This window comes from Nonomuraea sp. NPDC003201, assembly GCF_053590415.1.
The window spans coordinates 88,499-115,299 of record NZ_JBSFTC010000003.1 but is presented as its reverse complement, the minus strand read 5'-3'; the positions used below and the strand labels follow the sequence as shown (position 1 = coordinate 115,299).

Sequence of the window (26,801 nt, the reverse complement as noted above, 5' to 3'; positions counted from 1 at the left end):
CGGGAAACGATGATCGGGTGCTGAACGAAACCTTTGAGAAGTCCACCGACGCCGGCTCGGGCGGACTTCGCGGAAACCTTGGAGGAGTCTTGACGACTGGCGTCGGATGCCACGCGGTGACCGTACCATAGGCAACGTTTTTCCCCTTCCGCTATGAAAGGCGAGGTCAATGAGGGAGAACCCCCTGGTCCTGCACGTATTGGGCGCCCGTCCCAATTTCGTGAAAGCGGCCCCGGTGGTGCGGGCACTCGGTGAACTCGGCGTGCGGCAGGGCATCATCCACACTGGTCAGCACTATGACGCGCTGATGTCGGACGTCTTCTTCGCCGACCTCGGCCTCCCCGAGCCCGTCGCGAACCTGGGGGTCGGCTCGGGCAGCCACGCCAAGCAGACCGCGGCGCTCCTCGTCGGCCTGGAGGAGGTCGTCCAGGAGCACGACCCCGACCTGGTCGTCGTCTACGGCGACGTGAACTCGACGCTGGCCGCGATCCTCGTCTGCTCCAAGCTCGGCGTCAGGACCGCGCACGTGGAGGCGGGGCTGCGCTCGTTCGACCGGGGCATGCCGGAGGAGGTCAACCGGGTCGTCACCGACGCGCTGGCCGACCTGCTCTTCGCCACCTCCCCCGAGGCCCTGGCCTACCTGGCGAACGAGGGCGTGCCCGCGTCCAAGGTGCACCTGGTGGGCAACCCCATGATCGACAGCCTGTACTCGGCGCTGCCGTCGCTGGACCCGGCGCCCGTCGTGGAGCGGCTGGCCATACCGGCTCGTTATGCCGTGGCGACCCTGCACCGGCCCGCGAACGTGGACACCCCCGAGGCCGCCAAGGAGCTCGTGGACGCGGTGCTGCAGGTCTCGCGGCAGATCCCGATCGTGGTGCCGATCCACCCGCGCGGCAAGGCGCGGCTGGCCGAGGCGGGCCTGGTGGACGGGGAGTCGGTCAAGGTCGTCGACCCGCTCGGCTATGTGGACTTTCTCTCACTCGTACGCGGCGCCGCGCTGGTGGTCACGGACTCCGGCGGCGTCCAGGAGGAGACGACCGTGCTGGGCGTCCCCTGCCTGACCGTGCGGCCCAACACCGAGCGGCCGATCACGATCACGCACGGCACGAACCGCCTGGTCACGCCGACCCTCCTGCCGGCCGCCGCGGAGAAGGCGCTGGCCGACGGCGCCGCCACGCCGGCCGGCGAGCTGCCGGTGCTCTGGGACGGCCAGGCCGGGATGCGGATCGCACGGGTGATCTCCGCCTGGCTGAAGGGCGACAACCTCGCCCCCGCCTCTCAGGCCAAACGCCCCGAATAGTGGCCTTGTCCGCCGTAACATGACATACCTCCGCTAAGCGATAGGCGTATCACCATGGCCGAAACCCCTGAAGAGCCCACGTACCAGCGGCTCGGGCCCGTCAACTGGCTGCCCGAGGAGCGCAAGCTCGTCGAGCGATTCGAGGCCGAGGTCAGGGAGCTGCGGCGGCGGCTGGAGATCGCCGAGGCCAAGGCCGCGTACGCGAGCTGGAAGCTGGAGGCCACGCAGGCGAAGCGGACGTACAAGCTGGGTGAGGCCCTGGGCTCGAAGAGCCCGGGGAAGATCGTCGAGGCGGTCCGGTCGAAGGACAAGGCGCCGAAGCCGCCCGTACCGGTCTCCGAGGCGACCGAGCTCGCCAACCACCGGCCGCCGCTCGTCGAGGTGCCGGCGGTGAAGTGGCCGAAGGGGCCGGTCAACCGGCCGGACCTGAAGGTCGCGGTGATCCTGGACGACTTCTCCCGGATGGCCTTCAAGTACGAGTGGGACCAGATCGAGTTCGGGCTCAAGGACTGGCCGGAGATCTTCGCCGAGAAGCGGCCCGACCTGCTGTTCTGCGAGTCGGCCTGGCACGGGAACCAGGGTCGCTGGCGCTACCAGATGACCGGCACCAACGCGCCCAAGGAGCCGCTGCGCGAGCTGGTGGCCTGGTGCAGGCGGGAGGGCATCCCGACGGTCTTCTGGAACAAGGAGGACCCGCCGAACTTCGACTTCTTCATCGACACCGCCAAGCTGTTCGACTACGTGTTCACCTGCGACGGTGACATGGTGCCGAAATATCGGGAAATTTTGGGACACGATCGGGTTGATGTGCTGCAGTTCGCGGCCCAGCCCCGCGTGCACAACCCGATCCAGCAGCGGCAGGGACGCCTGCACGACGTGGTCTTCGCCGGGATGTACTTCCGCGACAAGCACCCCGAGCGCCGCGAGCAGATGGAGACCGTCATCGACCCGGTCAGGGAGCTGGGTCTGCACATCTTCGCGCGCAACGGCGAGGTGGACGAGAAGTACGCCTGGCCGGAGAAGTACCGGCCGCACATCGTGGGCGAGCTCCCCTACGACCAGATGCTGGCCGCGTACCGGATGTACAAGGTCTTCCTCAACGTCAACTCGGTGCTGGACTCGCCGACCATGTGCGCCCGCCGGGTCTTCGAGCTGTCCGCCTGCGCCACGCCTGTCGTGTCGGGGTGGTCACGGGCCGTCGAGGAGACCTTCGGCGACCTCGTCCCCATCGCGCGCGAGCCGGTCGAGTCGTACAACCAGGTCCTGCACCTGATCAACAGCCCCGAGCTGCGGGCCAGGATGGGGCACCTGGCGATGCGCGAGGTCTTCGACAAGCACCTGTTCTCGCACCGCGTGGACCAGATCCTCCAGGACCTCGGGCACCAGGTGCAGCCCAGGTCGCGCTCGATCTCGGTCGTGCTGCCCACCAACCGCGCCTCCCAGATCGAACACGCCATCTCCTCCGTGGCCCGCCAGATCCACCGGCCGCTCCAGCTCGTCATGGTGCTGCACGGGCTGGACATCGACCCGGTCGTGGTCGCCGACAAGGCCCGCATGGCGGGCATCACGGACGTCGTCGTCCTGCCCGCCGACGCGTCCCTGTCGCTCGGCGCCTGCATGAACCTGGGCATCTCGGCCGCCGAGGGTGACCTGATCGCCAAGATGGACGACGACAACCTGTACGGGGAGCACTACCTGTCGGACCTGGTGCGCGCGTTCGACTACTCCGACGCCGAGCTGGTCGGCAAGGGAGCGCACTACGCGTACTTCGAGGGCAGCAACACGACCATGCTCCGCCTGCCGGGGCTGGAGCACCGCTACTCCTTCCTGGTCCAGGGCGGTACGTTCCTCGGCAAGGCGGACATGTTCCGCTCGTACGGCTTCGCGGACATCACCCGTGGTGAGGACACCCACCTGGTGCGGCGGCTGAAGGAGGACTCCGTCAAGATCTACTCGGCGGACCGCTTCAACTTCGTCTACTGGCGCAGCGCGGACGCGTCGATGCACACCTGGCAGGCGGACCACATCAAGCTGACCCGCAACGCCCAGTTCTCCTTCGTCGGCCGCCCGGACGACCACGTCCTCATCTAGGCCGGCGTCCCTTTGAGGAGAGCAGCGGGGGGCGGCGCCGCCCTCCGTCCCCGGAAGGACCCCGGCCGAAGTGCGGCGGGTCAGTGGGTGATCTGGGCCAGGTTCTGGTCGGCGAGGCGGGCGAGCTCGTAGAGCCCCTGCGGCTTCACCCGCTGCCCCACCACCAGCATGCTCATGATCAGCGTCCCCCGCCGGATCATGACCGACCCGATCTGCGCGTTCTTCTGGCCCCCCGCCGCCGTCGTGAGGTAGGCCCGCGACTCGTCGCCCTTGGCCGGCATCGCGAGCATGCGCGTCTTGTAGGTCACCTGCGTACCGCTCACGTCCGCGGTGTAGGAGTTGCACTCCTTGGGCAGCGGTGCCGGGAAGGCCTTCCCGGGCAGCGCCACCACGGCCTGCGTGATCGAGCCGCGGTCGGCGGCGAAGGCGATCACCGCCGCCGGCGCCTTGGCGACGTCGGGACTGTCGGCGTCGAGCTGGGCCGCGCCCGCGCACTCCGGCCGCTGCAGCTTGGCCGCGCGGACGGCCGCGAGGCCCTGCTGGGTGGATTTGAGCGAGCCGAACGCGCCCAGCTCGGGCCCGTACGCGACGTGCATGCCCTTGGGCACCGGCAGCAGGGCGGCGCGCAGCCGGGCCGTCTCGGCGGAGGCCTGCGGCCCGGACGAGGCGGCGGACGCCGGCGCCGCCGACGGGGCCTTGTCGGCGGAACATCCGGCAATAGCCAGCAAACTCAGGAATATACCGGAAATGGGCTTCAGCATTCGTCCTCCAATTCGCTCCAGCGGCATTGTCAAAACGCTAGAGGAATGGACGACCGGACAGCCGAGTAACGTCGCTATTCGCGGGATTCAGTGGTTTTACGAACGATTTCCGGTTCGTTGCCGTTTGGCGATCCGCCGTTCAGCAGGGCTCTGGCCAGGCCCAATCCGGCACCCCCGAGCGTGAGCGCCTTGGCGAGCATTTCCTCGACGCCCTGCGCGCCGTTCAGGACCACCATGTGTTCGACGTTTCCGAACGCCTTCGAACCGGCCTCGACGATTTCCGGCCAGCGTTCGGCGAGTTGCTGCGCGACGACCGCCTCCTGGTTGCTCGCCAGCGCCTCCGCGCGGGCCTTGATGGCCTCCGCCTGCGCCAGGCCCTTGGCCCGCGCGGCCTCGGCCTCCGCGATGCCGCGCAGCCTGGTCGCCTCCGACTCCGCCTCGCCGCGCAGCCTGATGCCCTCGGCCTCGGCCTGCGCCTCGGCGACCGCCGCGCGCCGCGCCGCCTCCGCGAGCGTGACCTGCTCGTACGCCCTGGCGTCCGCGGGCCTGCGCACGTCGCCCTCCAGCCGCTTCTCGGCGAGCAGGGCCTCGCGTTCGGCGGCGGTCGTCTGCTGGACCACGACCTCCTGGCGGGCGGTGGCCTCGGCCAGCGGGCCCGCCTGCTTGGCCGCGGCCGACGCCCGGTCGATCTCGGCCTGGTACCCGGCCTGCTGGATGCGGGCCTCGCGGACCGCGGCGGCCTTCTTGATGGCGGCCTCCTGCTCGGCGGCGTTGGCCTCCTGGTCGCGGTGGGCCTCGGCGATCCTGGCCAGCGAGGCCACGGCGGCCGCGTGCGGGCGGCCGAGGTTGGAGATGTAGCCGGTGGCGTCGTCGATCTCCTGGATCTGCAGGGAGTCCACGTTCAGGCCGAGCTTGCTCATCTCGTCGGCCGACGACGTGCGGATCTCGTTGGTGAGCGCGTCCCGGTTGACGATCAGGTCCTCGACCGTGAGGTTGCCGATGATCGAGCGCAGGTGGCCCGAGAAGAGCTGGTGCGTCTTCTCGTCCACGGTCTTCTGCTGGTCGAGGAAGCGGCGGGCGGCGTTGGCGATGGAGACGAAGTCGTCGCCCACCTTGTAGATCACCACGCCGCGCACGTGCACCGGGATGCCCTGCTTGGTGACGCACTTGACCTCGAGCTGGGAGACGCGGCTGTCGAGCGACATGCGGCGTGCGGTCTGGAACCCCGGGACGACCAGCGCGCCCTTGCCCGTGACGATCTTGAAGCCGAGCGTCTCCCGGCCGCGGGCGCCCAGGCCCGAGATGAGGATCGCCTCGTTCGGCTCCGCGACCCGCCAGACCAGCTTGAAGGCCACGACGCAGATGAACGCGATGAGGGCGATGATGCCTGCGAGCATTAAGTCCATGACCTGCTCCCGGGAGGACGTCGTCGTATAAGTTGCCGACCAGACTTCCCGGCTCGCCCCAATTAGAAGGTACGCCCGCTCAAGGCGCTTTACTAGATATCTCCGGCTCCGTCCCATTGGGGGTCCCACTGGGAGTGGCGCCGTTGAGCAGGGCCCTGGCCAGGCCGATCCCGGCGCCGCCGAGCGTGAGGGCCTTGGCCAGCAGTTCCTCGACACCCTGGGCGCCGTTCAGCACCACCATGTGGTCCACGTTCCCGAACGCCTTCGCGCCCGCCTCCACGACCTCCGGCCAGCGCTCGGCGAGCTGCTGGGCGATGACCGCCTCCTGGTTCTCCTTCAGCGCCTCGGCACGGGCCCTGATCGCCTGCGCCTCCGCCAGGCCCTTGGCCTCCGACGCCTCGGCCTCGGCCAGGCCCAGCGCCTTGGCGGCCTCGGCCTGGGCCAGACCGCGGGCCCGGGCGGCCTGGGCCTCGGCCTCACCGGCGATCTTCGTGGCGGCGCCGGAGGCCTCGCCGCGCAGCCGTACGGACTCGGCGTCCGCCGCGGCCGCCAGCTTGACCTGGGAGGCCTGCGCGGCGGCGCGCAGCTCGGTCTCCCTGGCCTCCGCCTCCGCCTGCGCGATGCGGGCGTCGCGCTCGGCCTGGGAGAGCGTGACGGTCTCGTACGCCTTGGCGTCGGCGGGCTTGCGCACCTGCGACTGCAGCCGCTGCTCGGCGAGCTTGGCCTCCAGCTCGGCGGCCCTCGTCTCCTGGACCACCACCTCCTGGCGGGCGGTCGCCTCCGACAGCGGGCCCGCCTGGCGGGCCGTGGCCTGGGCCTGGTCGATCTCGGCCTGGTAGGAGGCCTCCTTGATGCGGGAGTCGCGGCGGGCCGCGGCCATGTTGGCGGCGGCGATCTGCTCGGCCTCGGTGGCCTCCTGGTCGCGCTGGGCCTGGGCGATGCGGGCGGTGGAGGCGACCTTGGCGGCGTGCGGCTTGCCGAGGTTGACGATGTAGCCGGTCTCGTCGTCGATCTCCTGGATCTGCAGGGAGTCGACGATCAGGCCCAGCTTGCTCATCTCGTCGGCGGCCGAGGCCCTGGTCTCGCTGGTCAGGCGCTCGCGGTTGAGTATGAGGTCCTCGATGGTGAGGTTGCCGATGATCGAGCGCAGGTGGCCGGTGAACAGCTCGTGGATGGCGCTCGTCATGAAGTCCTGCTGGTCGAGGAAGCGGCGGGCGGCGTTGGCGATGGAGGACAGGTCGTCGCCGACCTTGTAGATGACCACGCCGCGGATGTGCACGGGGATGCCCTGCTGGGTGACGCAGGAGACCTGGAGGTTGGCGGCCCTGGTGTCCAGCCGCAGCCGCCTGGCCGCCTGGAACCCGGGCAGCACCGCCGCGCCCTTGCCTGTGATGATCTTGAAGCCCAGGCTGTCGACGCCCTCGCCGCGACGGCGGGCGCCCAGCCCGGAGATGATCAGGGCCTCGTTGGGTTCCGCGACCCGCCACACGGCCTTGAACAGCAGGATGATGATGACTGCGGCGGCGACGATGCCGCCGGCGGCGATGTAGAACTCGGGGGACATCGGAGCGGCCTCCCTTAGACGAGCGCCCTGACCACGTAGACGGTCCGCGGGGGGAAGTACTCGACCACGACCACGATGGATCCGGTCAGGAACTCCTCGTCGGGCACGCTGGGATGTGCGTAGAACGCCTCCACGCCGCCCCTGACCGGGATCATGACCTCGCCGACGAGCCCTGGGCCGATCTTTCCCGTGACCCTGCCCTGCTTGCCGACCACCTGACTCCCCCCGCTCGCGATATTCCGGACGCTACTCCAAACGAGCATTCGCGGTAATAGGCCGCATGAAAGATTCCGGCGGGCCCGGCTACTCGGACATTCGGGACGATCGGCCCTTGAGACGACGATTGACGTCTGAGGAACGGGGTATTCGCGGTTCGACGGTTTGGGCTCGGCCTGGCGGCGCCGTCACGGGAGCCCTCCGCCCTGTGGAGGTGAAGGCGCTGTGAAACTGTGGCTGCGGGTCTTCCTGATCGGGTTCGTCTTGTGGCTGGCCAGCGTCGGGGTCACCGCCTGGACGGCCAACTCCAACCTCGTGCCGACCGTGGTGCTGTTCGGCAGCTTCCTGGTGCCCGTGACGTTCGTGGTGTGGGCGTACGGGCGCGACCGCTCGCCGCAGGTGACGGTCGAGCTGCTGTTCGTGGCGTTCGTGGTGGGCGGCGTGCTGGGCGTGCTCGGCGCCTCCCTCCTCGAGAGCCTGCTGATCCGCCCGTCGATCGTCATGTACGTCCTCGTCGGCCTCATCGAGGAGGGCGCGAAGCTCGGCGCGCTGATGTTCGTCACCAGGAGGATGGCCCGGCGTTCCGCCCGGGACGGCATCGTGCTCGGCGCCACCGTCGGCTTCGGCTTCGCCGCGTTCGAGAGCGCCGGGTACGCCTTCAACGCCCTCTTCACCGCCGACGGCCTGTCGCTGTCCCAGCTCGTCGAGACCGAGGTGCTGCGCGGCATCCTGTCGCCCGTCGGGCACGGCCTGTGGACGGCCATCGCGGGCGGCGTGCTGTTCGCGGCGCGCGGCCGGATCACCGGCTCCGTCGTCCTGGCCTACCTCGGTGTCTCGCTGCTGCACGCCCTCTGGGACTCCATGACCGCCATCGCGATCGCGATCATGCTCGTGCTGACCGGCCAGCCGTGGCAGTGGGAGCTCCTACGCATCGGTCGGGTCCCGAACGTGACCGCGTGGCAGGTGCACGTGTACACCGTGCTCAACTGGGCCGGGCTCATCGCGATCTCCCTGGTAGCGCTGCTGTGGCTGCGGACGATCGCCGCCAGGGCGCGTCGCGATCGCGAGATCTTGTCCCAATAATCACGGTAATGAACGTGTTCCTCCCACTGCGCCGGAACCATAAACGGTGCTAGTCTCCTATGCGATCTTCCGGAGGTGTATTTACACAAGGTGTGGAAATGCCCCCGACTCGAGGTTGGGACATGGGCTCGCGAAACCGGTCAATTCGGTTCAAGATCTTCTTATTGTTGCTGCTACCCCTTCTGTCTCTGAGCGCGCTCTGGGGTTTCGTCCTCAACCTCACCATGGGCGACGCCCAGTCACTGCTCCGCGCGAACACGCTCTATCGGACTATCGGCGTCACCTCCACGGACCTGGGACTACAGCTGCAGGCCGAGCGGGTGCGCTCTGCCGAGACGCTCACTACGCGTAAGCTCACCTCGGTGCTCAGCGCCCAGCGCGCCCGCACCGACCGGTCGGTCACCAACTTCAAGCTGGCCGTCATGGAGGCCGGCGACTCGGTCGGCGACGACCTGCGACTGCCGCTCGACACCCTCGAATCCGCCCTCGGCCGCCTCGCGGCGATCAGGGCCGACATCGACGGCGGCCTCGGCTCCCGGCTGGCCGGGCTGAACGAGTACAACCGCATCCTTGACGGGATCTTCACCCTCTACGACCACCTGGTCTCCGTCTCCGACCTGACGATCTTCCAGCAGGCGTCCTCGCTGCAGGCCATGGGCATGGCCAGGGAGTACATCGCCAGGGAGCACGCGCTCATCATCGGGGCGCTGGCCGACCGCCGGCTCACCGCGCCCGAGGTCTCCGCCTTCACCGAGTACGCGGCCTCCAGGAAGTTCCTGCACGCGCGCGGCCTGGCCGGGCTCGACGTGGCGCTGCGCCGGCCGTACGAGCAGGTCTTCGCCACCGAGACGTTCCAGACCTTCGCCACCACGGAGGCGCGGATCATCAAGACGGGCAGCCCGCCCCCCACCGCCGAGGCGTGGACCGAGGCCGTCGACCAGCTCACCTCGCGGCTCGACCAGCTCGGCTCCTCCTCCGCCGGCGTGCTGGCCACGCGCACGTCCGAGGCCGCGACCTCCACCATCGTCAAGATCTCCGTCGCCGGCGGCGTGGGCTTGATCGCCGTGCTCGCGTCGATCATCATCTCTGTACGCTTCGGTCGCCGCCTGGCCGGCGAGCTGGCCGGGCTGCGCACCGCCGCGATCGAGCTGTCGCAGAGCCGGCTGCCCGACATCGTCGAGCGGCTGCGCAGGGGCGAGGACGTCGACGTGCGGAAGGAGGCCAAGGCGATCAAGGTGCACGGTTCCGCCGAGATCAGCGACGTCGCCAGGGCCTTCGGCTCCGTGCAGCGCACCGCCGTGACGGCGGCGGTCGGCCAGGCCGCGATGCGGCGCGGGGTCGGCCAGGTCTTCCTCAACCTCGCCCGGCGCAAGCAGGGCCTGCTGCACCGGCAGCTGTCGCTGCTGGACGCCATGCAGCGCCGTACGCACGACCCCGACCGGCTCGAGGAGCTCTTCCGCCTCGACCACCTGACCACCCGCATGCGCCGGCACGCGGAGAGCCTGATGATCCTCTCCGGGTCGGCGCCGGGACGGGCCTGGCGCAAGCCGGTGCCCGTGATCGACATCGTCCGCGCGGCCATCGCCGAGATCGAGGACTACACCAGGGTCACCGTCGAGGGCATGCCGGTCGCCGCGGTCGACGGCACCGCTGCCGCCGACCTCACCCACCTGGTGGCCGAGCTGGTCGAGAACGCCACCATCTACTCGCCGCCGGACACCACGGTCCAGGTGCGCGGCGACCTGGTGAGCAACGGATACGTCATCGAGGTGGAGGACCGCGGGCTCGGGCTGTCGGTCGCCGAGTACTCGGCGTTCAACACGCGGATGGCCGCGCCTCCGGAGTTCGACCTGGCCGACAGCGACAGGCTGGGCCTGTTCGTGGTGGCCAAGCTGGCGCAACAGTACGGGATCAAGGTGCTGCTGCGGCGGTCGCCCTTCGGCGGGACGACGGCCATCGTGCTCGTGCCGCGTTCGATGGTGACCGAGCAGGCGGCGCTGGAGGCGGGCGACATCGACGGCAAGGCCGATCTGCCGAGCCGTACGCGGAAGAAGGCGCTCGCCGTGGTGACCTCCGGCACGCACGCGGGACTGCCCAGACGGGTGCGCCAGACCAACCTGGCGCAGCAGCTCAAGGAGAGCCCGCCGCTCGGGCAGGAGCGGGCTCCCGAGCAGGAGCCGCGTGGCCAGGAGCCGCCGCCCGAACGCTCTCCTGACGAGGTAAGGGACTTGTTCTCCGCGTTCCAGCGGGGGACCCAACGCGCCCGAGAAGAAGCCTCTGAGGAGGGGCCCATGAGTAAGGGGGATGCATGACTTTGCCGACCACCAACACCGGTGAGCTCAACTGGCTGCTGGACGATCTTGCCACCAGGGTCGCCGCGGTGCGCCAGGCCGTCATCTTGTCGACCGACGGCCTCGCGATTGGGTACTCGAAGGGCTTGGTCCGGGAGGACGCCGAGCATCTGTCGGCGGTTGCGGCCGGGTTCCAGAGCCTGGCCCGTGGCACCGGACGCCATTTCGGCGGCGGCGACGTGCGTCAGACCATTGTGGAGATGGAGTCGGCCTTCCTGTTCGTGACAGCGGCGGGACAGGGCACCTGCCTGGCCGTGATCGCCGATGCGAACGTGGACGTCGGCCACATCGCCTACGAGATGGCGATGCTGGTCAAGCGGGTTGGCCAGCACATCACCACCAATCCGCGCGCTGGAGCGTCATGAGCGATAGCCCGCAGTGGTTCGATGAGGACGCGGGGCCCGTCGTTCGGCCCTATGCTCTCATCCGCGGCCGTACGCGTTCCTCAGGGGACATGTTCGACCTCGTGGCAACCGTGCGCGCCGTCGGCGACCCGTCTGGCGAGCTCGGTCCCGAACAGCAGCTCATCCTGCGGGCAGCACGTAATCCGATCTCGGTGGCCGACCTGGCCGTCGAGCTCGACCTGCCCGTCGGCGTCGTCCGGGTCCTGCTGGGCGACATGCGTGACCACGGGCTCATCTCGGTGTCGTCGCCCTCATCCGGAGGGTCGCGGTCGAATGAGCGCATTCTCAAGGAAGTGATCAATGGACTCCGTGCTCTCTGAGGACCCCGTCGCGCTGAAGATTCTCATCGCAGGGGGGTTCGGCGTCGGCAAGACCACACTGGTCGGGGCGGTCAGCGAGATCAAGCCGCTGCGCACGGAAGAGGTGCTCTCCGACCGTGGGATCGGGATCGACGACCTCGACGGCGTGGAGGCCAAGAACACCACGACCGTGGCGATGGACTTCGGCCGCATCACGATCCGCGACGGGCTGGTCGTGTACCTGTTCGGGACGCCCGGGCAGGAGCGGTTCTGGTTCATGTGGGACGAGCTGTCCTACGGCGCGCTGGGGGCCGTCGTCATCGCGGACACGCGCCGGCTGACCGACTGCTTCCCGTCCGTCGACTACTTCGAGCAGCGCGGCACGCCGTTCGTGGTGGCCGTCAACTGCTTCGAGGGGGCGGCGCGGCACAGCGTCGAGGACGTGCGCATCGCGCTCGACCTGGACGACGACGTGCCGGTCATGCTGTGCGACGTGCGGCGGCGCACCTCCGCCAAGGAAGTCATGATCGCCCTCGTGGAGCACTCCCTGCGGACGCTGACCTCGGCGAACTAGAGCGCCCTGAGGCCGTTGATCACCTCTCGGAGCAGGCTCTCCGTGGGCGTCGCGGCCTTGTCGCGCGGCGGGCGGACCGTGACCAGTCCGTGGTCGAGCAGGTCGCCCAGCAGGACTCTCACGACGCCGACGGGCAGGCCCAGATCCGAGGCGACCTCGGCGACGGGCCTGGTCTGGCCTGCCACGACGCCCAGCAACCGCCGGTGCTGAGCGCTGAGCTCCGCCTTGGCCGGGACGGGCAGCCCCGTCCCGGCGACGGTCGCCAGCAGGTCGAGCGCGTTGGAGGAAGTGGGCCTGGTGCGCCCACGCGCGACCGCGTACGGCCGCACGACGGGCCCCGCCTCCTCATCGACCCACTCGTGCTCGCCGCTCACGATTGAGATCCCCCATCCTGGTCACTGGCGTCCTGCCGCCCGCGTTGCCAGCCCGACTGGAGCGAGGAGAGCAGCGCCCTGGTCTCCTCTGGTGAGCGCTCCTCGGCCGGCGGCGCCGGTGGCGGTGTCTGCTTGAGCCGCTGCGGCAGGCCCGCCTGCCGCTCGGGCTGCGGCAAGCCGGTCTCCCTCTGCCGCTCGCGCTGCGGGAGCCCCGTCTCCCTCTGGCGGTCACGCTGTGGCAACCCGGTCTCCCGCTGCCGCTGGCGGCGCGGCAGGTCGGGCTCCTGCTGCTGCGGCAGGGCCACCGGGCCGCTGCCTGTCTGCTGCTGTGACGCCTGCTGGGGCACGGCCACGGGGCCGGTCCCGCCCGCCTGCTGGCCCCGCTTGCTGGTACGGACCCGGCGCGGCAGCTCACCGGGCCCTGTGGGCTCCTGCCGGACCTCACCGCGGCCGAGCACCGAGACCGAGACGGACTCGAACTCCAGCGGCTGCACCGGGGTCGCCATGGGCTCCACCAGGGAGCCGGGCACGAGCACGATGGCGGTGGTGCCGCCGTACGGCGAGGGCTTGAGCGTCACCTTGACGCCGTGCCTGGCCGCGAGCATGCCGACCACCGCGAAGCCCAGCCGTTCGGTCTGGGAGGGGTCGAACTCCTGCGGGCTGGCCAGGCGCGCGTTGATGCCCCTGCGGACGGCATCGTCCATGCCCAGGCCGCGGTCCTCGATCTCGACGGCGAAGCCCCGGCCGACCATCTCGCCGCGTACGGAGACCTCGTTGCTGGGCGAGGAGAAGGAGGCGGCGTTCTCGATCAGCTCGGCGAACAGGTGCATGAGGTCGGCCACCGCCGCGCCCGAGACGCCGCACTCGTTCATCGGGTAGACGCGGACCCGGGTGTACTCCTCGACCTGGGCCGCCGCGCCGCTCAGCACGTCCTCGATCGGGATGACGCCGCGCCACCTGCGGCCCGCCGCGCCGCCCGAGAGCAGCACCAGGCCCTCGGCGTGGCGGCGCATGCGGGTGGTCAGGTGGTCGAGCCTGAACAGGCGCTCCAGCGCCTCCGGCTCCTCCGTCTGGCGCTGCATCTCGTCGAGCATCTTGAGCTGGCGCTGCAGCAGCGACTGGCTGCGCCTGGCGAGGTTGCGCAGCGCCTGCGACACGCCCTCGCGCAGCCTGGCCTGCTCGACGGCCGCGTCCACGGCCGTGCTCTGCACGCTGTCGAACGCCGCGGCCAGGTCGGTGACCTCGCTGGTCGACCCTCGGCCCACCGTGATGGGCGGCGCCTCGGTGGCGATGTCCACGCTCTCGCCCTTGCGCAGCTTCGTCACGACGTCCGGCAGCCGGATCTCGGCCAGGTCCAGCGCGGTACGGCGCAGCGTCCTCATCTCGCGGGTGAGCCTGCGGCCGACCTTGATCGAGATGACGATGGAGAAGATGACGGCGATAAGGCCGAGCGCGCCCGCGATGGCGGCCCGCACCACGATGCCGATGCCCGCGGGCTCCATCCTGGCCAGCAGCTTGTCGCCGGTGCGCCAGACGGCCTCGCGGTATTCCTTCTGGACCTGCTCGGACACGCCCCGCCACAGCTCGACGTCCACCGGCTGGCCGGAGATGTAGCTCTCCAGCAGGTTCTCCATGGTGCCGTAGCGCGGGGAGTAGTACAGCTTCTCGAACGGGGCCCGCAGCTCGGTGTCGAGGTTGGCCAGGGCCTTGGGGAACAGGTACGTCCGGGTGTTGTCCAGGCCGGCCAGCAGGTGGAGGTCGGCGTGCATGGTCATCCGGCCGTTACTGGCGACGATCAGCGCGTGCTCCCGGCTCAGCAGCTCGCGTACCTCGTCGGCGGCGATCAGGCCCTGCGCCTGGAGCGCCATCTGGAGGTCGGTGCTGACCATCATCCTGGAGTACAGCAGGTGGATCTCGTCGGAGACCTTCGCGTACTCGGTGACGAGGGTGCCGGGGGTGAGCTTGCGGTCGTCCACCTTGCGGCGGATGTCCGGGATCCGGTTGATCGCCTCGAAGACGTTCTGGAGCTGGGTCTTCATGTCCTGCGTGAGTGCCGACTGCACGTCCTCGGACGTGGCGCGCTCGCGCAGCGTCTTGCGGTTGTTGTCGACCTTGGCGCGCGCCTTGTTCAGCGCGTCGGGGTCCGTGACCGTGCCCGCGATCCGCTCGGCGGAGGCCAGGCGCTCGGTCTGGAGGTTGGAGATCAGGCCGTCGGCGTTGTTGATGACGCCCGTCCAGATCGTCTCGACCTTGAGCAGGTTGAGCGCGTCCCCCGACGTGGTGCTCGCGGCGAAGCCCCAGAGTGCGACCAGGGAGACCAAGGGGATGACGAGCAGCGTCGAGATCTTGAATCTGATGGATCTGCCCGATGCCATGACACCCGCTCCCGGATAGAAGATCGCGGGAGAGAATAGCATCGAAACAGGTGGTTTTAAGATCGACTTGCGATAAATCTGTGATATGTCAGGAAATCTGCATGTTGCGCAGCAGCCCGCCGACTGACCGGACGCCAGGTCAGCCACGCCAGCCACGCGGCCAGCACACCCAGCAACGTCACCTCGGCGCCCAGCAGCAACCGCTCGACGAGGCCGATCATCACCCGCTCGCCGGGCAGGGCCACGTACGTGATCGCCAGCAGCCCGAACCCCCCGGCCAGGGTCACCCACTCCACCACCCGCGCCACAGGCTTCCAGCGGGCGTCTGAGCCCAGTCTGGGCACCATCAACAAACCGGCGGCGGGCAGGCTCACGAACGCCGCGACGGACACGTACCGGTGGATCTGGGCCGCGAGGTCGAGATCCGCCCCGAGGGGTGTGGTCGGGACCAGGGCCGCAACGACCAGAGCCCCTGACCACACCCCCAGCAACCACTGAGGCATCCCCCGCACCGGCGCACCGGCCGCCCGCAACCCCACGAGCAGCGCCAGGGACCCCAACCCGAGCACCGCCATGGCGACCTCCGTGACGCCCCCGCGGTCGGACACGGCGTATTCGCTGACGGTCACGTTCATGGGGTCGAGCTGGGGATCGGGCCCGAACTGCCCGACCAGCACGGCGACCACCGAGAACAGGATCGCGGCACAGGCGATCAGGGGGGAGAGCCTCTTCACTGCGGTCATGGAGCAACTCTCCCGCCGGGGGCGGCCCTCTCACATCGGGCTCCGCCCCCGAGCCGACCCTGACCCGACCCTGAGGGCTGGTTACGGCTGTATGACCGACAGCACGTTCCCCGCCGGGTCCGTGAACCAGGCGATGGGACCGCCCTCACCGCGCATAACGCCCTTCGCGTCCTGCGGGAAGCCCTCGTAGCGCTCGAAGCGCACCCCCCGCCCCGCCAGCTCGTCCACCGCCTTGTCGATGTCCTCGACCGGGAAGTTGAGGATCGTGAACGTGGCCGGGGTGTGGTTCTCCTTCGGGTAGATCAGGATGTCGGCGCCCCCGGCGATGTGGAGCGTCAGCAGCCCGTGCTCCTCCGACACGCGCAGCCCCAGGGTCTCCCCGTAGAACCGCCTGGCCGCCGCTGTGTCGTTCACCGAGAAACCGCTGAACGCCTTCGTGGTCCCGAACATGATCGCCTCCCCCTACTTCACATGCCTGCCCGATGGGCCTCGCTGAGCTGGATGATCTGGACGTAGTTGCCGTCCGGGTCGATCGCGGTGGCGAACAGGCTGCCGTCGCGGTCCTCGACCTCCGCCAGCCACGTCACGCCCGCGCTGTCCATGCGCGCGGCGACCGCGCGGGCGTCGGCCACGTCGAAGTTCAGGATCACCCTGCCGGGCTCGGGGTTCTTGTCCGACACATCCGTCCGCGTGTCGATGAACAGGTAGAACTCGCCGAACTTGAGCACCCCGTACCCGCCGACGTCGGAGTTGTCCTCCGGGTCGAGGGCGTTGACGTACCAGGTGCGCAGACGCTCGGGGTTCGTGCTGGCGAGCAGCAGACTGCCGAGAACGGGTCGCCTCATCGCGAGTTCCTCCGATGGTGTTGACGTGCTTTCCATCAGACAGACCGGACAGGGCGGGAGAACTCATCGCTGAACGCAAAAAAACCTCCGCGCGGCGCGCCCAGCCTGGCGTGCCGCGCGGAGTTCGGCGCCGTAGGTCAGCCTGTGCGGAGGGTGAGCCCGTAGACGCTCAGGATCTCGTTGACGGGCTGGTGGTACGTGGTCCCGCCGACGGAGCAGTTGCCGGAGCCGCCCGAGGTGACGCCCTGGGCCTGGCTGCCCGAGATGAACGAGCCGCCGGAGTCGCCGGGCTCGGCGCAGGCGCTGGTGCGGGTCAGGCCGGTGACGGTGCCCTGCGGGTACGTGACCGTGGCGTTGTGCTGCTGGATGGTGCCGCAGCGCCAGCCGGTGGTCGAACCGGAGCGGCAGATGGACGAGCCCACCGCGGCCTGGGTGGAGCCGCGGACGATCACGTTCGCGCCGCCGGAGCCGCGTACCCACGGCTGCGCGGTGTTGCCGGGAGCGGCGACCCACGCGTAGTCGTTACCCGGGAAGGACGCGCCCTGGAAGGTGCCCGTCGGGTTGGTGGTGTTGGTGGCCACGCGGCAGTGCCCGGCGGTGACGAAGCCGGGGGTGCTGCCCCTGGTGACCGAGAAGCCGACGCTGCAGCGGCTGGAGCCGATGTAGAACGGGGCGCCGCCGATGATGTTGATGAGCGGCACGGGCCGCTCGGCGGTCGCCGCCACGCTGACCGCGCTCCTGTCCACGCCCGCGGCCTTGGCCAGGGCCTCGGCGGCCTCCACCGTGGGCGCCTGGATGGCGACGCTGTTGGTCTTCACGTCCACGAACCAGAGCGCCGCCCCGGCCTGGGCCTTCTTCGGCGCCTGGTCGAGCTGCTGCACGACCGCGTCGAGCTGGGCGAGCGAGCGCGCGACCACGACCGGCTCGGCGCCCTGCGCCTTGATGGTGCCGGTGGCGTTGGGGTCGGTGGTGGCGACCAGGAACTTGGAGGCGTCGTCGTTCAGCCAGGCCCCGCCGTACGACGCGCCGAGCTGGGAGGTGAGCGTGGCCTGCGTGGACGCGGCGCGTTCCTCGTTGGCCAGGCGGGCGTTGACCTGCTGCTCGGAGAGTCCGAGGTCCCGTTCGAGCGCGTCCACGACGGACGGGGGAAGGGATGGGGAGGCGGATTGAGGCGCCGGGTCGGCTGCTGCGGGGCTGAGGGGGGTGGCCAGGCAGGCGGCGAGGATGACGCCACCAACCAACGCACAGCGTTTACTCGACATGTGCACTCCTCGGGTGGGGGTGCTGTCAAGCTAACGGTTGCTAAGGCGCCTGCCAGCATGCCAAAGAGCCTCTATTTCGGTGTTATGGGGGGTTTCGGACACCGGTGCCATAGCCCGATTTATCGCCTTAAAGGTGGGCGGCGTAGCAGGTCGCTATGGTCCCGTGGCTGGAGGTGTTCTCTTTGCGAAACGGTGTTCGCCATCTGCTCGGCGCCGGCGCGGGACTGCTGGCCACCCCGCTCATTGCAACCGGTTTCATCATCGGGGTCGCGCGTTATCGCCAGACGGCGGCCATGACCGTCGACTGGGTCGTGCCGGCCGTGTTCGTCGGGACGGTGGTCCTCATCGGAGTACTGGCCGGGTCGAGGATCTCGCCGCTCGCCTCGCTGCTGCCCGGCCTGGCCTTCCTGGGTCTCATCGGAGCGGCGCTGGTGCGCATGGCTCTGGGCGGTGACCACCGGATGGGGTTCGACGACGTGCCGAGCCGGTTTCTCGAGGGCTACATGGCCCTGCTCTACACCTGGTCGCTCCCCACGGGGTGCATCCTGCTGACCGCCTCGCTCTTCCCCTCGCGCTGGCGGGCGGCCAGGACCGACCCGCCCCCGCCGCCTCAGCCCCCGCAGGAGGCCCCGGGGCCGCCGCCGCTGCCCAAGCGGATCCCGTCCTCCCACCGCTGAGGACCGGGATCGTCAGGCGGACTTGGCCTCCGGCAGCGGGATCCACTTGTGCGCCCAGGTCACCAGCTCGTCCAGCACCGGCCGCAGCTCCTGCCCCATCTCGGTCAGGTGGTATTCGACGCGCACCGGCGACGTGGGCAGCACGCGGCGCTCGATGAGCCCGGCGCTCTCCAGCTCGCGCAGCCGCCGGGCCAGCATCGTGTCGTTGATGCCGGGGATGGCCGCCTTGAGGTCGGCGTACCGGTGGGCGCCCTTGAAGATCATGTGGATCACCGCGCCCGACCACCGGGCGCCGATCAGCTCTAAGGCGATGTGGAAGCGCGCGCAGACCGAATCGAGACTCATGCCACAAATCCTACCCCCCGCTTGCTCAGAAATATGTAGCAGCTCAATAATGTTGAGTAGCTACACCGCCTGAGTGAAGGAGCATGCCATGGGCAAGCCGGTCCTGCAGATCGTCGTCGCCAGCACCCGTCCCGGCCGTGCCGGACGTCCCATCGCCGAGTGGTTCCACGGCAAGGCCGTGGAGTCGGGACTGTTCGAGGTCGAGCTGATCGACCTGGCGGAGGTCGCGCTGCCGTTCCTGGACGAGCCCAACCACCCCCGGCTCAAGCAGTATGTGAACGCGCACACCAAGGAGTGGAGCGCCACCGTCGAACGGGGCGACGCGTACGTGTTCGTGACCCCCGAGTACAACCACAGCTTCAACGCCGTGCTGAAGAACGCCCTCGACTACCTGCACCACGAGTGGCAGCACAAGGCGGCCGGGTTCGTCAGCTACGGCGGCGTCTCCGGCGGCACCCGCGCCGCGAACAGCCTGCGCCAGGTCACCAGCACGCTGCGGATGATCCCGGTGCTGGAGGCGGTGAACATCCCGTTCTACTCCCAGTTCATCGGCGAGGACGGCAAGGTGCACGCCAACGACGTCATGGACTCCGCCGCCGACGCCATGCTCGCCGAGCTGGTTAAGCTGACCGGCGCGTTGCGTTCGATGCGCGTCGCCTGAGCTACGCTGCCGGACGTGGCACTGGCTGTAGGTGTGGTGGTCCGTTACCGCAAGGCGGTGACGTACGGCGTGCACGCGCTGCTCGCCGCGCTGGAGAGCGCCGGGGTGGAGCACGAGCTGAGGCTCGGCACCACCCCTGAGGAGACCGCGGAGCACATCACGGCCAGCCGGGCCGACCGCGTGCTCGTGCTCTGGTCGTTCTACTCGCCCGACGCCGAGGCCATGGCCGCCGAGCTGGCCACGGTCAGGTCGCTGAGCGGCGGCCGGGGGCTGCACATCGCGGGCGGCGTGCACGCCACGGCCGAGCCGCAGCAGGTCATCGACGCGGGCTGGGACCTGGCGGGGATCGGCGAGGGCGAGACCACGATCATCTCCCTCGTCCGGGCGCTCCAGCAGGACGAGCCGCTCACCTCGGTGCCGGGGCTGGCGATCAAGGACGCCGACGGCGTCGCCCTGCGCACGAGGCCGGCGCCGCAGCTGCCGCTCGACGCGTTCCCCTCCTTCGTGGGCAGGAACGGGCCGATCGAGATCACCCGCGGCTGCCGCTACACCTGCCGCTTCTGCCAGACGCCGTTCATGTTCGGCGGGCAGTTCCGCCACCGCTCGGTCGCCAGCGTGCGCGAGCACGTGCGCGGGATGGTCGACAGGGGCCTGCGCGACATCCGCTTCATCACGCCGACCTCGCTCTCGTACGGCTCCCCCGGGCCCGATCCCGACCTGGGCAAGGTGGAGGAGCTGCTGGCCGGGGTCAAGGAGGAGCTGCCGCCGCGCGGCCGGGTGTTCTTCGGGAGCTTCCCCTCAGAGGTACGGCCCGAGCACGTCAGCCCCGAGGCCATGCGCATGCTCAAGCGCTACGTGGCCAACGACAACCTGATCATCGGCGCCCAGTCCGGCTCCGACAAGGTGCTGGCCGCCTCGGGCCGCGGCCACGACACCTCACCGGTGCGCGACGCCGTCAGGATCGCCGTCGAGCACGGCTTCCGGCCGAACGTCGACTTCATCTTCGGCATGCCGGGCGAGACCGAGGAGGACCAGGAGCAGTCGCTGAAGCTCGCCTCCGACCTGGCCGAGCTGGGGGCCCGCATCCACACCCACACGTTCATGCCGCTGCCCGGCACGCCGTGGCGGGACGCCGAGCCCGCGTTCATCCCGCTGGCGACCATGAGCGAGCTGGACCGGCTGGCGCAGCGCGGCGACGCCTACGGGCACTGGCGCAAGCAGGCCGAACACGCCGTACGGCTGGCCGAGACGGCCAAGGCCTACCCGCGCCGGGCACGGCGCCGGCGCACCGGCTAGTGATCGTCGTCGTCGAAGGTGTGCATGACCCGCTCGAACGCGTCACTGACGGGACGCAGCGCCTGCGCGAACGCGTTGACCAGCGGACCGAAGATCTCCGTCACCTCGGTCAGGAAGTCGGGACTCTTGGTTTCGGGAGGCGACCAGCGCATGGCGTCCGCGCTCAGCGTCTCCCACTCGTCGACGACACCGTCGATGGCGTCGAGCACGTGGTCAGGATCGCTTGGCATGACCGTTCCCCGTGAAAGAAGGGTCGTATCACACCTACGGTACTTCAGACGGGGATGGACACGCCTACTCCGCCTCGGGTCTGGGCGCCGTACCTCTCCTTGTCGGCGGCCAGGTCGAGCGGGCGGATACTGGAGCGCGCGGCGAGGACCTCGTCGGTGATCTGCGCGGCCGGCACCAGCCACGACACCTCGAACTCCAGCCCGTCGGGGTCCTTCGCGTACAGCGCCTTGGTCGTGCCGTGGTCGGACGAGCCGACCAGCGCGCCGAGCTCGCTCAGCTTGACCGCGACCCGCTCCAGCTCGTCGAGGGTGTCGACCTCCCACGCCAGGTGGTAGAGGCCCACGGACGTGCTGCCGGCCGGGGACGGGTCCGCCTTGGGGCCGATCTGGAACAGGCCCAGGTCGTGGTCGTTCGTCGAGCCGGGGGCCTGCAGGAAGGCGGCGCCCGGCATGCCCATCACGACGTCGAAGCCGAGGGCCTCGCGGTAAAAGCCGACGCTGCGTTCCACGTCGCGGACGTAAAGGACCGCGTGGTTGAGTCGCTGAACAGGCATGATGTGCCCCTTTCCGGGCGGAGTCCCGTCTCAAGTATATGAGAGTTCAACTAAATTGGGACCGTGACGAGATGGCTGGATGCGGACGAACAGCACACCTGGCGGAACTTCCTGGCGGCGACCCAGCTCATCAACGAGGCGCTCGACCGCCAGCTCCAGCGGGACGCGAGCATGCCGCACACGTACTACATGATCCTCGTGGCGCTCTCCGAGGCGCCCGGGCGGTCGATGCGGATGAGCGAGCTGGCCGCCAGGGCGCAGAGCTCGCAGAGCCGGCTGTCGCACGCCGTGGCGCGCCTGGAGGAGCGCGGGTGGGTCCGCCGCGAGCGCTGCCCCGACGACGGGCGCGGCAGCTTCGCGGTGCTCACGGACGCCGGGTTCGCCGCGCTGGCCGCCGCCGCGCCTGGACACGTCGAGGAGGTACGGCGGAGCCTGTTCGACGTGCTGACGCCCGAGCAGGTACGCCGGCTCGACGAGATTTGCGGCGCAGTGCGGAACACGCTGGAGGGGTAGCGAGCGAAGTGTCGTGCCGAGGCCGTAGGTTTCTCCGCGTACCCGAACAAGGAGAGGCCGATGCACGACACCGATGAGGCGCTGTTCAGGGCTGTCCACGGCATCGCGGGACGGTTCGCCGGCCAGCCCGTGCCCGTGGTGATGGAGGCGTTGCTGCGCCACCTGCCCAAGGCTCCGGGCCTCGAGGTGGCGGAGATCCGCAAGATCGCCGAGGAGATCAGCGTGGGACGTGATCCCTCGGGCTTGTGAACAGCTGATCGCCAGGGGAGCATCGAGACATGGACGAGCCAACCCCTGAAGACCGATTCACCTTCGGTCCGTGGACGGTGGGCCGGCAGCCGCTCGATCCGGTGGTGGCCGAACTCGGGGCCCATGACGTCACCTTCCACGACGACGACCTGCCGGCCGCCCAGCCCGATCGCGACCGGGCGATCGCGGCCTTCGGGAAAGCGCTTGCCAAACCGGGCTGGCCTACCGTGTCGAGGAGCTCGGCCTGCCCACGCTCAACCGCGGTGGGACGCCGGCCGATCGCGCCTCCGACGACTTCGATCCGAACGTCGCCGCCGCGCCTGGATACCATTTCACGCATCTCAACCAGCTTGCGCTGGAGCACTTGTTAGGAGTTCATGGGTGACGCTGGTCGCTGGGGTCGATTCCTCGACGCAGAGTTGCAAGGTCGTCATTCGTGACGCTGAGACGGGCGCGCTGGTCCGGCAGGGCCGCGCGCCGCATCCCGACGGCACGGAGGTGCATCCGTCGCACTGGTGGGACGCGTTGTTGCGGGCCATCGAGGACGCCGGCGGGCTGGACGACGTGCTCGCCGTCAGCGTGGGCGGGCAGCAGCATGGCATGGTCTGCCTGGACGAGTCCGGAAATGTCGTACGTGATGCCCTGTTGTGGAACGACACCCGCTCCGCACAGGCCGCCGCCGACCTCGTGACAGAGCTGGGCGGGCCGGAGGCCTGGGCCACCGCCGTCGGGTCGGTGCCGGTCGCCTCGTTCACGGTGACCAAGCTGCGCTGGCTGGCCGAGCACGAGCCGGACAACGCGGCCCGTACGGCGGCCGTCTGCCTGCCGCACGACTGGCTCTCCTGGCGCCTGGCCGGCGCGTTCGCCTCGGGGACCTTCTCGGCCGACTCCCCGGTGCCGCCGCTCGACCGGCTCGCCACGGACCGGGGGGACGCCTCGGGCACGGGCTACTGGTCGCCGTCGACGGGCACGTACCGGACAGATCTGCTGAAGCTGGCGTTCGGCTCGATCCCCCTGCTGCCCCACGTGCTGGGGCCGGACGAGGCGGCGTACGAAGGGGGCGCGGCGCTGATCGCCCCCGGCACGGGCGACAACATGGCGGCGGCGCTCGGCGTGGGCGCCCGTTCCGGCGACGTCGTGGTGTCGCTGGGCACCTCCGGCACCGTGTTCGCGGTCGCGGAGTCGCCCAGCGCCGACCCGACGGGCGCGGTGGCCGGCTTCGCCGACGCGACGGGTCGGTTCCTGCCGCTGGTGTGCACGCTCAACGCCGCCCGCGTCATGGACGCCGCCGCCCGCATCGCCGGGGTGAGCCTGGACGCGCTGAGCGATCTGGCTCTCCAGGCCCCGCCGGGGGCGGACGGGCTGACGCTGGTGCCGTACCTGGAGGGCGAGCGCACCCCCAACCGCCCGACCGCGACGGGCTCCGTCCACGGGCTGACCCTGGCCACCTCAACCCCCGCCCACCTGGCGCGGGCGGCCATCGAAGGCATGCTGTGCGGCCTCGCCGACGCCCTCGACGCGCTGGGCACCAAGCCGGAGCGGGTGCTGCTGATCGGCGGCGCGGCCCGTTCCGAGGCGGTCCGCCGCATCGCCCCGACGATCTTCGGCGTCCCGATCACGGTGCCGCCGCCGGCCGAGTACGTCGCCAACGGCGCCGCGTACCAGGCCGCCACGCTGGTCACCACGCCGGACTGGCGGTCGGAGGAGACGGAGACGTACGAAGGGGACGCCGTCCCCTCGATCCGCGACCGCTACACCCGCGCCACCACCCACATCCTCGACTGACTCCTTCGTTTCCGGACGCCTGTCCGGCTTGTTGCCGGTCGCCTGCCCGGCGCCCCTGACTTTCGACAGGGGCGCCGGTTGACCATCGGCCGATGACGGGCCCACCTCGGCGGCGCCAGGCTCGCTCCCATGAACACCCCCTCCTCTCTCACCGGCGCCCCGATGGCCACTCCCTTCCCCGGACGATGGATCGGCGGCGTGACGCTCATCGTGGGGCCGATGATCATGTGCGCCGGATACCTGCTGCGTTACCTGAGCACGGCCACCGCCCTCACCCCTCAGCAGCAGGCCTGGGCCGAGGCACAGCCCTTCGCCGCCTTCGGCCAGCTCCTCGCCCACACGTCGGCACCCGCCCTGCTCACCCTCTCCTACGCGGTGTTCGCGCTGGGGGCGCTGCTGCTCTTCCCCGCCTTCGTCGCCCTGGCCCAGCAGGTGGGCGGCCACCTCGCCCAGTGGGGCGCCACGCTGCTGGTCATCGGCCTGTTCGCCCGCCTGTACTTCGCCGGCGCCGACCAGACCGCCTTCCAGCTCACCGAGGCCATCGGCCTGGACCAGGCGACGAGCGCGACCATGAAGGAGTATGTGGACATCTCCTACGGACCGTGGCGGGTACCGGTCTGGGCCTCGGTCGGCCAGTACGCGGGCTCGCTGCTGCTGGCCATCGCCGCCTGGCGCTCGGGCCTCTTCGGCACCGCCCGCGCCGTGATGTTGCTGCTGGCAGGAGGTACGTGGATGGGCGTGCTGAAGGGCTCCTCCATCCCCGACGTGCTGGTCACCGGCCTGCTCTGCGTGGCCCTGGTCCCGCTCGGCGCCCGGATGCTCCGTGACCGGCTGCCCACCACGACCAGCCGGCCGAAGGCACTGAGTTGGTGAGCGGGTCAGGGCCTGCGGAGATGCCAGACGATCAAGGCGGGAGTGTCCTGATAGGCCACCGCCGCCGCTTCCGAACACCACCGCTGGGCGAGAGGACCACCGTGCCCGCCGGGCGACTCGCCCCACCGAGGTTCGTGACAGGCCACAATCTGCAGCCCTGCCTCGTGGATGGCGTTGATGTAGTCACTGGCCAGGAACCGGCTGGCCGGCATGGCTCGTACGCTCCCGTCCTGTCCCGCCACCCTCGGCACGCCTCCCAGATACAGCGACAGCGGATGGATGTCCGACAGCACCACATGCCCACCGGGGCGGACGGCACGGGCCAGTTCGGCCAGCGGCGGCCCCAGAGCCGGCAGCGATGAACGTCAACACGGCTACGAGCCGACGGCCGCCACGATCTCCGGGATCGGCATCACCGAGACCACCACGGGCACGGTCACGCCATTGCTTCCAGGAACGCGTGCAACCCAGCGGCGTCATCAAGACCCGTAGACGTTCGCAAGCGGCAGATAGGAACTGAAGTGGTCGGCCACGATATCCGCCACAGCCTCCGCATCAGCGGCCCCATCCACCTCCAGAACCCGGATGCCCAAACGACGAGCGGAACGAACGGCCTCATCGGCGACGAGTCGGTCTCGGGCGAGTCGATTGCGCTGTGCTCGATCAGGATCGCTGACTTGGTGATCGACTGCGGCGGCCCGGGGCAGCTCGCGAACCTGGCGCCGGCGGAACTCTTCGCTCGGCACCATGACGATCATCCGCCAGGTTGAGTCGATGATGGGAGCGACCAGTTCGGGACGCAGCCCCCAGCCTTCGGCGACGACCGGCCGCCCCGAAACCAGGCCACGCAGGTCATCCAGAGCCCATTCGAACCGCACGGGAAACCCGGCCAGGATCTCGTCGGCCATTTTCTGAGGGCTGCTGTTCACCCAGACGGCGTCCGGCTCAGGGTCCGCGATCGGCTCGCCAAGCCGCACGCGACGGGCGATCCGACGGTCATTGTGCGCACGTGCGTCGTGATAGTCGTAGTGATAGGCGGTCAGCCCGTACCGGGTGGCGAGCAGCCTGGCGACGGTGGATTTGCCGGCCCATTGTCCCCCTCCGATCCACAGGGCGTTGTGCAAGGTGCCGAACGGATCCCAGACCTCGCTGTTTGTGGCGTTCACGGTTACAGCATGGCGACGGCACCGACCAAAGAAACAGTCTTGTTCTACCTGCCCGGACGGGCGACGATCGTAAAGAGAGGCCCTTGTCGATGGGCCCGGCGGATCAGTCCGTCATGCGCAGGTCGATCGCGGTCAACAACGACGAAAGCCTGATGCCTTCCGCGGCCAGCGCCGCCGCACCCGCCTGTTCGCGATCAATGACGCACAATGCCTCACTGACCTGGGCCCCGAGGCTCCGCAGCTCAGCAGTGGACAGGACGATCTGGCCACCGCTGGTGACAACGTCCTCAACCACCAGAACCCGCCGCCCCACCACATCCGCGCCCTCGGCCAGTCGGCAGGTCCCGTACGTCTTGGCCTGCTTACGGACGAACGCGCACGGCAGACCGGTGTGCCGGCCAAGCGCGGTGACCACCGGAATCCCGCCCATCTCAAGCCCGGCCAACACCTCGACGTCCCCCGGGACCAGGGGCGCCATCGCCCGAGCGATGTCATCCAGCAGAACGGGGTCACCCTCGAACTTGTACTTGTCGAAGTACTCGGTGGCGGTACGTCCTGAGCGCAGCACGAAGTGGCCGGTGAGGTGGGCGGCGGCATGAATCCTGCGAGCCAGGTCAGAGCGCGTCACAGGCACCCAGTCTCCCAGAGGCAGGACCGCCCACACAGCCGAGAAGCAAGAACAGCCTCACCTCATGGTGGGCGGGTGCCACGTCCCGAAGTCCCACTCCTCGATCTCGCAGACACCCTCTGGATACGCCTGCCTCGCAACCTGCCGCATCGATCAAGGCACTTTTGCATTGTTAC

General features: G+C 69.6%; 31 protein-coding genes. 15 read left to right on the top strand and 16 right to left on the bottom strand.

The window, feature by feature from the left end:
- Positions 1–169 precede the first annotated feature (169 nt).
- Both wecB and ACWDX9_RS03075 read left to right on the top strand, forming a co-directional pair.
- On the top strand, positions 170–1,300 hold the full coding sequence (wecB, locus tag ACWDX9_RS03080) for a non-hydrolyzing UDP-N-acetylglucosamine 2-epimerase (RefSeq protein ID WP_449948316.1): 1,131 nt from the start codon (positions 170–172) through the stop codon (positions 1,298–1,300).
- 54 nt (positions 1,301–1,354) lie between these two features.
- Positions 1,355–3,391 (top strand): glycosyltransferase family protein, encoded by a 2,037-nt coding sequence (locus ACWDX9_RS03075; protein WP_449948313.1) that lies wholly within the window; start codon positions 1,355–1,357, stop codon positions 3,389–3,391.
- Between the two features lie 80 nt (positions 3,392–3,471).
- Here the strand turns inward: ACWDX9_RS03075 and ACWDX9_RS03070 are convergent, their stop codons facing one another.
- The 4 genes from ACWDX9_RS03070 to ACWDX9_RS03055 all read right to left on the bottom strand — a co-directional run bounded on the left by ACWDX9_RS03070 (position 3,472) and on the right by ACWDX9_RS03055 (position 7,337).
- Positions 3,472–4,119 (bottom strand): hypothetical protein, encoded by a 648-nt coding sequence (locus tag ACWDX9_RS03070; RefSeq protein ID WP_449948310.1) that lies wholly within the window; start codon positions 4,117–4,119, stop codon positions 3,472–3,474.
- 107 nt (positions 4,120–4,226) lie between these two features.
- Entirely contained in the window at positions 4,227–5,558 is a 1,332-nt protein-coding gene (locus ACWDX9_RS03065) for a flotillin family protein (RefSeq protein ID WP_449948307.1), read from the bottom strand.
- A gap of 79 nt (positions 5,559–5,637) precedes the next feature.
- Entirely contained in the window at positions 5,638–7,122 is a 1,485-nt protein-coding gene (locus tag ACWDX9_RS03060) for an SPFH domain-containing protein (protein WP_449948304.1), read from the bottom strand.
- A 14-nt stretch (positions 7,123–7,136) separates the two neighbouring features.
- Positions 7,137–7,337, bottom strand: coding sequence for a hypothetical protein (locus ACWDX9_RS03055; RefSeq protein ID WP_350732563.1), 201 nt, complete (start codon positions 7,335–7,337; stop codon positions 7,137–7,139).
- 226 nt (positions 7,338–7,563) lie between these two features.
- Here ACWDX9_RS03055 and ACWDX9_RS03050 point away from each other — a divergent pair, with 226 nt between their 5' ends.
- The 5 genes from ACWDX9_RS03050 to ACWDX9_RS03030 all read left to right on the top strand — a co-directional run bounded on the left by ACWDX9_RS03050 (position 7,564) and on the right by ACWDX9_RS03030 (position 12,049).
- Positions 7,564–8,421, top strand: a complete 858-nt coding sequence (locus ACWDX9_RS03050; protein WP_449948301.1) for a PrsW family intramembrane metalloprotease — start codon at positions 7,564–7,566, stop codon at positions 8,419–8,421.
- A 167-nt stretch (positions 8,422–8,588) separates the two neighbouring features.
- Complete coding sequence (locus ACWDX9_RS03045) at positions 8,589–10,733, top strand: sensor histidine kinase (RefSeq protein ID WP_449948297.1); 2,145 nt, start codon at positions 8,589–8,591, stop codon at positions 10,731–10,733.
- Positions 10,730–11,137, top strand: coding sequence for a roadblock/LC7 domain-containing protein (locus ACWDX9_RS03040; RefSeq protein WP_192789287.1), 408 nt, complete (start codon positions 10,730–10,732; stop codon positions 11,135–11,137). The genes ACWDX9_RS03045 and ACWDX9_RS03040 overlap by 4 nt, the downstream gene beginning before the upstream one ends.
- Positions 11,134–11,496: a DUF742 domain-containing protein gene (locus tag ACWDX9_RS03035; RefSeq protein WP_449948293.1), complete on the top strand. Its 363-nt coding sequence runs from the start codon at positions 11,134–11,136 to the stop codon at positions 11,494–11,496. Before ACWDX9_RS03040 ends, ACWDX9_RS03035 begins: the two co-directional genes overlap by 4 nt.
- Positions 11,477–12,049, top strand: a complete 573-nt coding sequence (locus ACWDX9_RS03030) for a GTP-binding protein (RefSeq protein ID WP_350732556.1) — start codon at positions 11,477–11,479, stop codon at positions 12,047–12,049. Before ACWDX9_RS03035 ends, ACWDX9_RS03030 begins: the two co-directional genes overlap by 20 nt.
- Here the strand turns inward: ACWDX9_RS03030 and ACWDX9_RS03025 are convergent.
- The 6 genes from ACWDX9_RS03025 to ACWDX9_RS03000 all read right to left on the bottom strand — a co-directional run bounded on the left by ACWDX9_RS03025 (position 12,046) and on the right by ACWDX9_RS03000 (position 17,648).
- Positions 12,046–12,423: a DUF742 domain-containing protein gene (locus ACWDX9_RS03025; protein WP_363977211.1), complete on the bottom strand. Its 378-nt coding sequence runs from the start codon at positions 12,421–12,423 to the stop codon at positions 12,046–12,048. The two genes, ACWDX9_RS03030 and ACWDX9_RS03025, sit on opposite strands and share 4 nt — an antisense overlap.
- A complete protein-coding gene (locus ACWDX9_RS03020) occupies positions 12,420–14,798 on the bottom strand; it encodes a sensor histidine kinase (RefSeq protein WP_449948290.1) in 2,379 nt (792 codons plus the stop codon). Before ACWDX9_RS03020 ends, ACWDX9_RS03025 begins: the two co-directional genes overlap by 4 nt.
- Before the next feature lie 56 nt (positions 14,799–14,854).
- A complete protein-coding gene (locus ACWDX9_RS03015; RefSeq protein ID WP_397368992.1) occupies positions 14,855–15,541 on the bottom strand; it encodes a DUF998 domain-containing protein in 687 nt (228 codons plus the stop codon).
- Between the two features lie 81 nt (positions 15,542–15,622).
- The gene (locus ACWDX9_RS03010) at positions 15,623–15,991 is read right to left on the bottom strand and encodes a VOC family protein (protein WP_449948287.1); all 369 of its coding nucleotides are present in this window, start codon (positions 15,989–15,991) and stop codon (positions 15,623–15,625) included.
- 17 nt (positions 15,992–16,008) lie between these two features.
- Positions 16,009–16,386, bottom strand: coding sequence for a VOC family protein (locus tag ACWDX9_RS03005; RefSeq protein WP_449948284.1), 378 nt, complete (start codon positions 16,384–16,386; stop codon positions 16,009–16,011).
- A 137-nt stretch (positions 16,387–16,523) separates the two neighbouring features.
- Positions 16,524–17,648, bottom strand: a complete 1,125-nt coding sequence (locus ACWDX9_RS03000; RefSeq protein WP_449948282.1) for a S1 family peptidase — start codon at positions 17,646–17,648, stop codon at positions 16,524–16,526.
- A gap of 182 nt (positions 17,649–17,830) precedes the next feature.
- Between ACWDX9_RS03000 and ACWDX9_RS02995 the strand changes: the two genes are divergently transcribed.
- Entirely contained in the window at positions 17,831–18,325 is a 495-nt protein-coding gene (locus ACWDX9_RS02995) for a hypothetical protein (protein WP_449948280.1), read from the top strand.
- A 12-nt stretch (positions 18,326–18,337) separates the two neighbouring features.
- Here ACWDX9_RS02995 and ACWDX9_RS02990 read toward each other — a convergent pair whose 3' ends face one another.
- A complete protein-coding gene (locus ACWDX9_RS02990; protein ID WP_357750773.1) occupies positions 18,338–18,670 on the bottom strand; it encodes a winged helix-turn-helix transcriptional regulator in 333 nt (110 codons plus the stop codon).
- Positions 18,671–18,758: 88 nt separating this feature from the next.
- Between ACWDX9_RS02990 and ACWDX9_RS02985 the strand changes: the two genes are divergently transcribed.
- Positions 18,759–19,331, top strand: a complete 573-nt coding sequence (locus tag ACWDX9_RS02985; protein ID WP_449948277.1) for an NADPH-dependent FMN reductase — start codon at positions 18,759–18,761, stop codon at positions 19,329–19,331.
- A 15-nt stretch (positions 19,332–19,346) separates the two neighbouring features.
- On the top strand, positions 19,347–20,627 hold the full coding sequence (locus ACWDX9_RS02980) for a TIGR04013 family B12-binding domain/radical SAM domain-containing protein (RefSeq protein ID WP_449948275.1): 1,281 nt from the start codon (positions 19,347–19,349) through the stop codon (positions 20,625–20,627).
- Here ACWDX9_RS02980 and ACWDX9_RS02975 read toward each other — a convergent pair.
- Together ACWDX9_RS02975 and ACWDX9_RS02970 are read right to left on the bottom strand one after the other, a co-directional pair.
- Entirely contained in the window at positions 20,624–20,857 is a 234-nt protein-coding gene (locus ACWDX9_RS02975) for a hypothetical protein (protein ID WP_185069775.1), read from the bottom strand. The genes ACWDX9_RS02980 and ACWDX9_RS02975 overlap by 4 nt on opposite strands.
- Positions 20,858–20,901: 44 nt before the next feature.
- Entirely contained in the window at positions 20,902–21,411 is a 510-nt protein-coding gene (locus tag ACWDX9_RS02970) for a VOC family protein (protein ID WP_449948272.1), read from the bottom strand.
- A gap of 63 nt (positions 21,412–21,474) precedes the next feature.
- Here ACWDX9_RS02970 and ACWDX9_RS02965 point away from each other — a divergent pair, with 63 nt between their 5' ends.
- From ACWDX9_RS02965 to ACWDX9_RS02945, 5 genes are all read left to right on the top strand, one after another.
- Positions 21,475–21,924, top strand: a complete 450-nt coding sequence (locus ACWDX9_RS02965) for a MarR family winged helix-turn-helix transcriptional regulator (protein WP_449948269.1) — start codon at positions 21,475–21,477, stop codon at positions 21,922–21,924.
- Positions 21,925–21,984: 60 nt separating this feature from the next.
- Positions 21,985–22,173, top strand: coding sequence for a hypothetical protein (locus tag ACWDX9_RS02960; RefSeq protein ID WP_350732537.1), 189 nt, complete (start codon positions 21,985–21,987; stop codon positions 22,171–22,173).
- A gap of 29 nt (positions 22,174–22,202) precedes the next feature.
- A complete protein-coding gene (locus ACWDX9_RS02955) occupies positions 22,203–22,544 on the top strand; it encodes a hypothetical protein (protein WP_449948266.1) in 342 nt (113 codons plus the stop codon).
- Positions 22,545–22,554: 10 nt separating this feature from the next.
- Positions 22,555–23,958 (top strand): xylulokinase, encoded by a 1,404-nt coding sequence (gene xylB / locus ACWDX9_RS02950; protein WP_449948262.1) that lies wholly within the window; start codon positions 22,555–22,557, stop codon positions 23,956–23,958.
- A gap of 129 nt (positions 23,959–24,087) precedes the next feature.
- Positions 24,088–24,831: a hypothetical protein gene (locus ACWDX9_RS02945; protein ID WP_449948259.1), complete on the top strand. Its 744-nt coding sequence runs from the start codon at positions 24,088–24,090 to the stop codon at positions 24,829–24,831.
- Positions 24,832–24,836: 5 nt separating this feature from the next.
- On the opposite strand, the gene ACWDX9_RS02940 is transcribed toward ACWDX9_RS02945, so the two are convergent.
- The 3 genes from ACWDX9_RS02940 to pyrE form a co-directional block, all read right to left on the bottom strand.
- Positions 24,837–25,043 carry a hypothetical protein gene (locus ACWDX9_RS02940; RefSeq protein WP_449948256.1) on the bottom strand — a complete coding sequence of 69 codons (207 nt, stop codon included), beginning with the start codon at positions 25,041–25,043 and terminating at the stop codon, positions 24,837–24,839.
- Between the two features lie 267 nt (positions 25,044–25,310).
- A complete protein-coding gene (locus tag ACWDX9_RS02935) occupies positions 25,311–25,997 on the bottom strand; it encodes a hypothetical protein (RefSeq protein WP_449948253.1) in 687 nt (228 codons plus the stop codon).
- A 103-nt stretch (positions 25,998–26,100) separates the two neighbouring features.
- Positions 26,101–26,625 carry an orotate phosphoribosyltransferase gene (gene pyrE, locus ACWDX9_RS02930; RefSeq protein ID WP_449948251.1) on the bottom strand — a complete coding sequence of 175 codons (525 nt, stop codon included), beginning with the start codon at positions 26,623–26,625 and terminating at the stop codon, positions 26,101–26,103.
- Between the last annotated feature and the right edge of the window lie 176 nt (positions 26,626–26,801).

Excerpts from the sequence above, each read along its gene's own strand:
- wecB (WP_449948316.1), top strand. The coding sequence starts at position 170 with ATGAGGGAGAACCCCCTGGTCCTGCACGTATTGGGCGCCCGTCCCAAT.
- ACWDX9_RS03075 (WP_449948313.1), top strand. The coding sequence starts at position 1,355 with ATGGCCGAAACCCCTGAAGAGCCCACGTACCAGCGGCTCGGGCCCGTC.
- ACWDX9_RS03065 (WP_449948307.1), bottom strand. The coding sequence starts at position 5,558 with ATGGACTTAATGCTCGCAGGCATCATCGCCCTCATCGCGTTCATCTGC.
- ACWDX9_RS03060 (WP_449948304.1), bottom strand. The coding sequence starts at position 7,122 with ATGTCCCCCGAGTTCTACATCGCCGCCGGCGGCATCGTCGCCGCCGCA.
- ACWDX9_RS03040 (WP_192789287.1), top strand. The coding sequence starts at position 10,730 with ATGACTTTGCCGACCACCAACACCGGTGAGCTCAACTGGCTGCTGGAC.
- ACWDX9_RS03035 (WP_449948293.1), top strand. The coding sequence starts at position 11,134 with ATGAGCGATAGCCCGCAGTGGTTCGATGAGGACGCGGGGCCCGTCGTT.
- ACWDX9_RS03030 (WP_350732556.1), top strand. The coding sequence starts at position 11,477 with ATGGACTCCGTGCTCTCTGAGGACCCCGTCGCGCTGAAGATTCTCATC.
- ACWDX9_RS03020 (WP_449948290.1), bottom strand. The coding sequence starts at position 14,798 with ATGGCATCGGGCAGATCCATCAGATTCAAGATCTCGACGCTGCTCGTC.
- ACWDX9_RS03015 (WP_397368992.1), bottom strand. The coding sequence starts at position 15,541 with ATGACCGCAGTGAAGAGGCTCTCCCCCCTGATCGCCTGTGCCGCGATC.
- ACWDX9_RS03010 (WP_449948287.1), bottom strand. The coding sequence starts at position 15,991 with ATGTTCGGGACCACGAAGGCGTTCAGCGGTTTCTCGGTGAACGACACA.
- ACWDX9_RS03005 (WP_449948284.1), bottom strand. The coding sequence starts at position 16,386 with ATGAGGCGACCCGTTCTCGGCAGTCTGCTGCTCGCCAGCACGAACCCC.
- ACWDX9_RS03000 (WP_449948282.1), bottom strand. The coding sequence starts at position 17,648 with ATGTCGAGTAAACGCTGTGCGTTGGTTGGTGGCGTCATCCTCGCCGCC.
- ACWDX9_RS02990 (WP_357750773.1), bottom strand. The coding sequence starts at position 18,670 with ATGAGTCTCGATTCGGTCTGCGCGCGCTTCCACATCGCCTTAGAGCTG.
- ACWDX9_RS02985 (WP_449948277.1), top strand. The coding sequence starts at position 18,759 with ATGGGCAAGCCGGTCCTGCAGATCGTCGTCGCCAGCACCCGTCCCGGC.
- ACWDX9_RS02975 (WP_185069775.1), bottom strand. The coding sequence starts at position 20,857 with ATGCCAAGCGATCCTGACCACGTGCTCGACGCCATCGACGGTGTCGTC.
- ACWDX9_RS02970 (WP_449948272.1), bottom strand. The coding sequence starts at position 21,411 with ATGCCTGTTCAGCGACTCAACCACGCGGTCCTTTACGTCCGCGACGTG.
- ACWDX9_RS02960 (WP_350732537.1), top strand. The coding sequence starts at position 21,985 with ATGCACGACACCGATGAGGCGCTGTTCAGGGCTGTCCACGGCATCGCG.
- ACWDX9_RS02955 (WP_449948266.1), top strand. The coding sequence starts at position 22,203 with ATGGACGAGCCAACCCCTGAAGACCGATTCACCTTCGGTCCGTGGACG.
- ACWDX9_RS02945 (WP_449948259.1), top strand. The coding sequence starts at position 24,088 with ATGAACACCCCCTCCTCTCTCACCGGCGCCCCGATGGCCACTCCCTTC.
- ACWDX9_RS02940 (WP_449948256.1), bottom strand. The coding sequence starts at position 25,043 with ATGCCGGCCAGCCGGTTCCTGGCCAGTGACTACATCAACGCCATCCAC.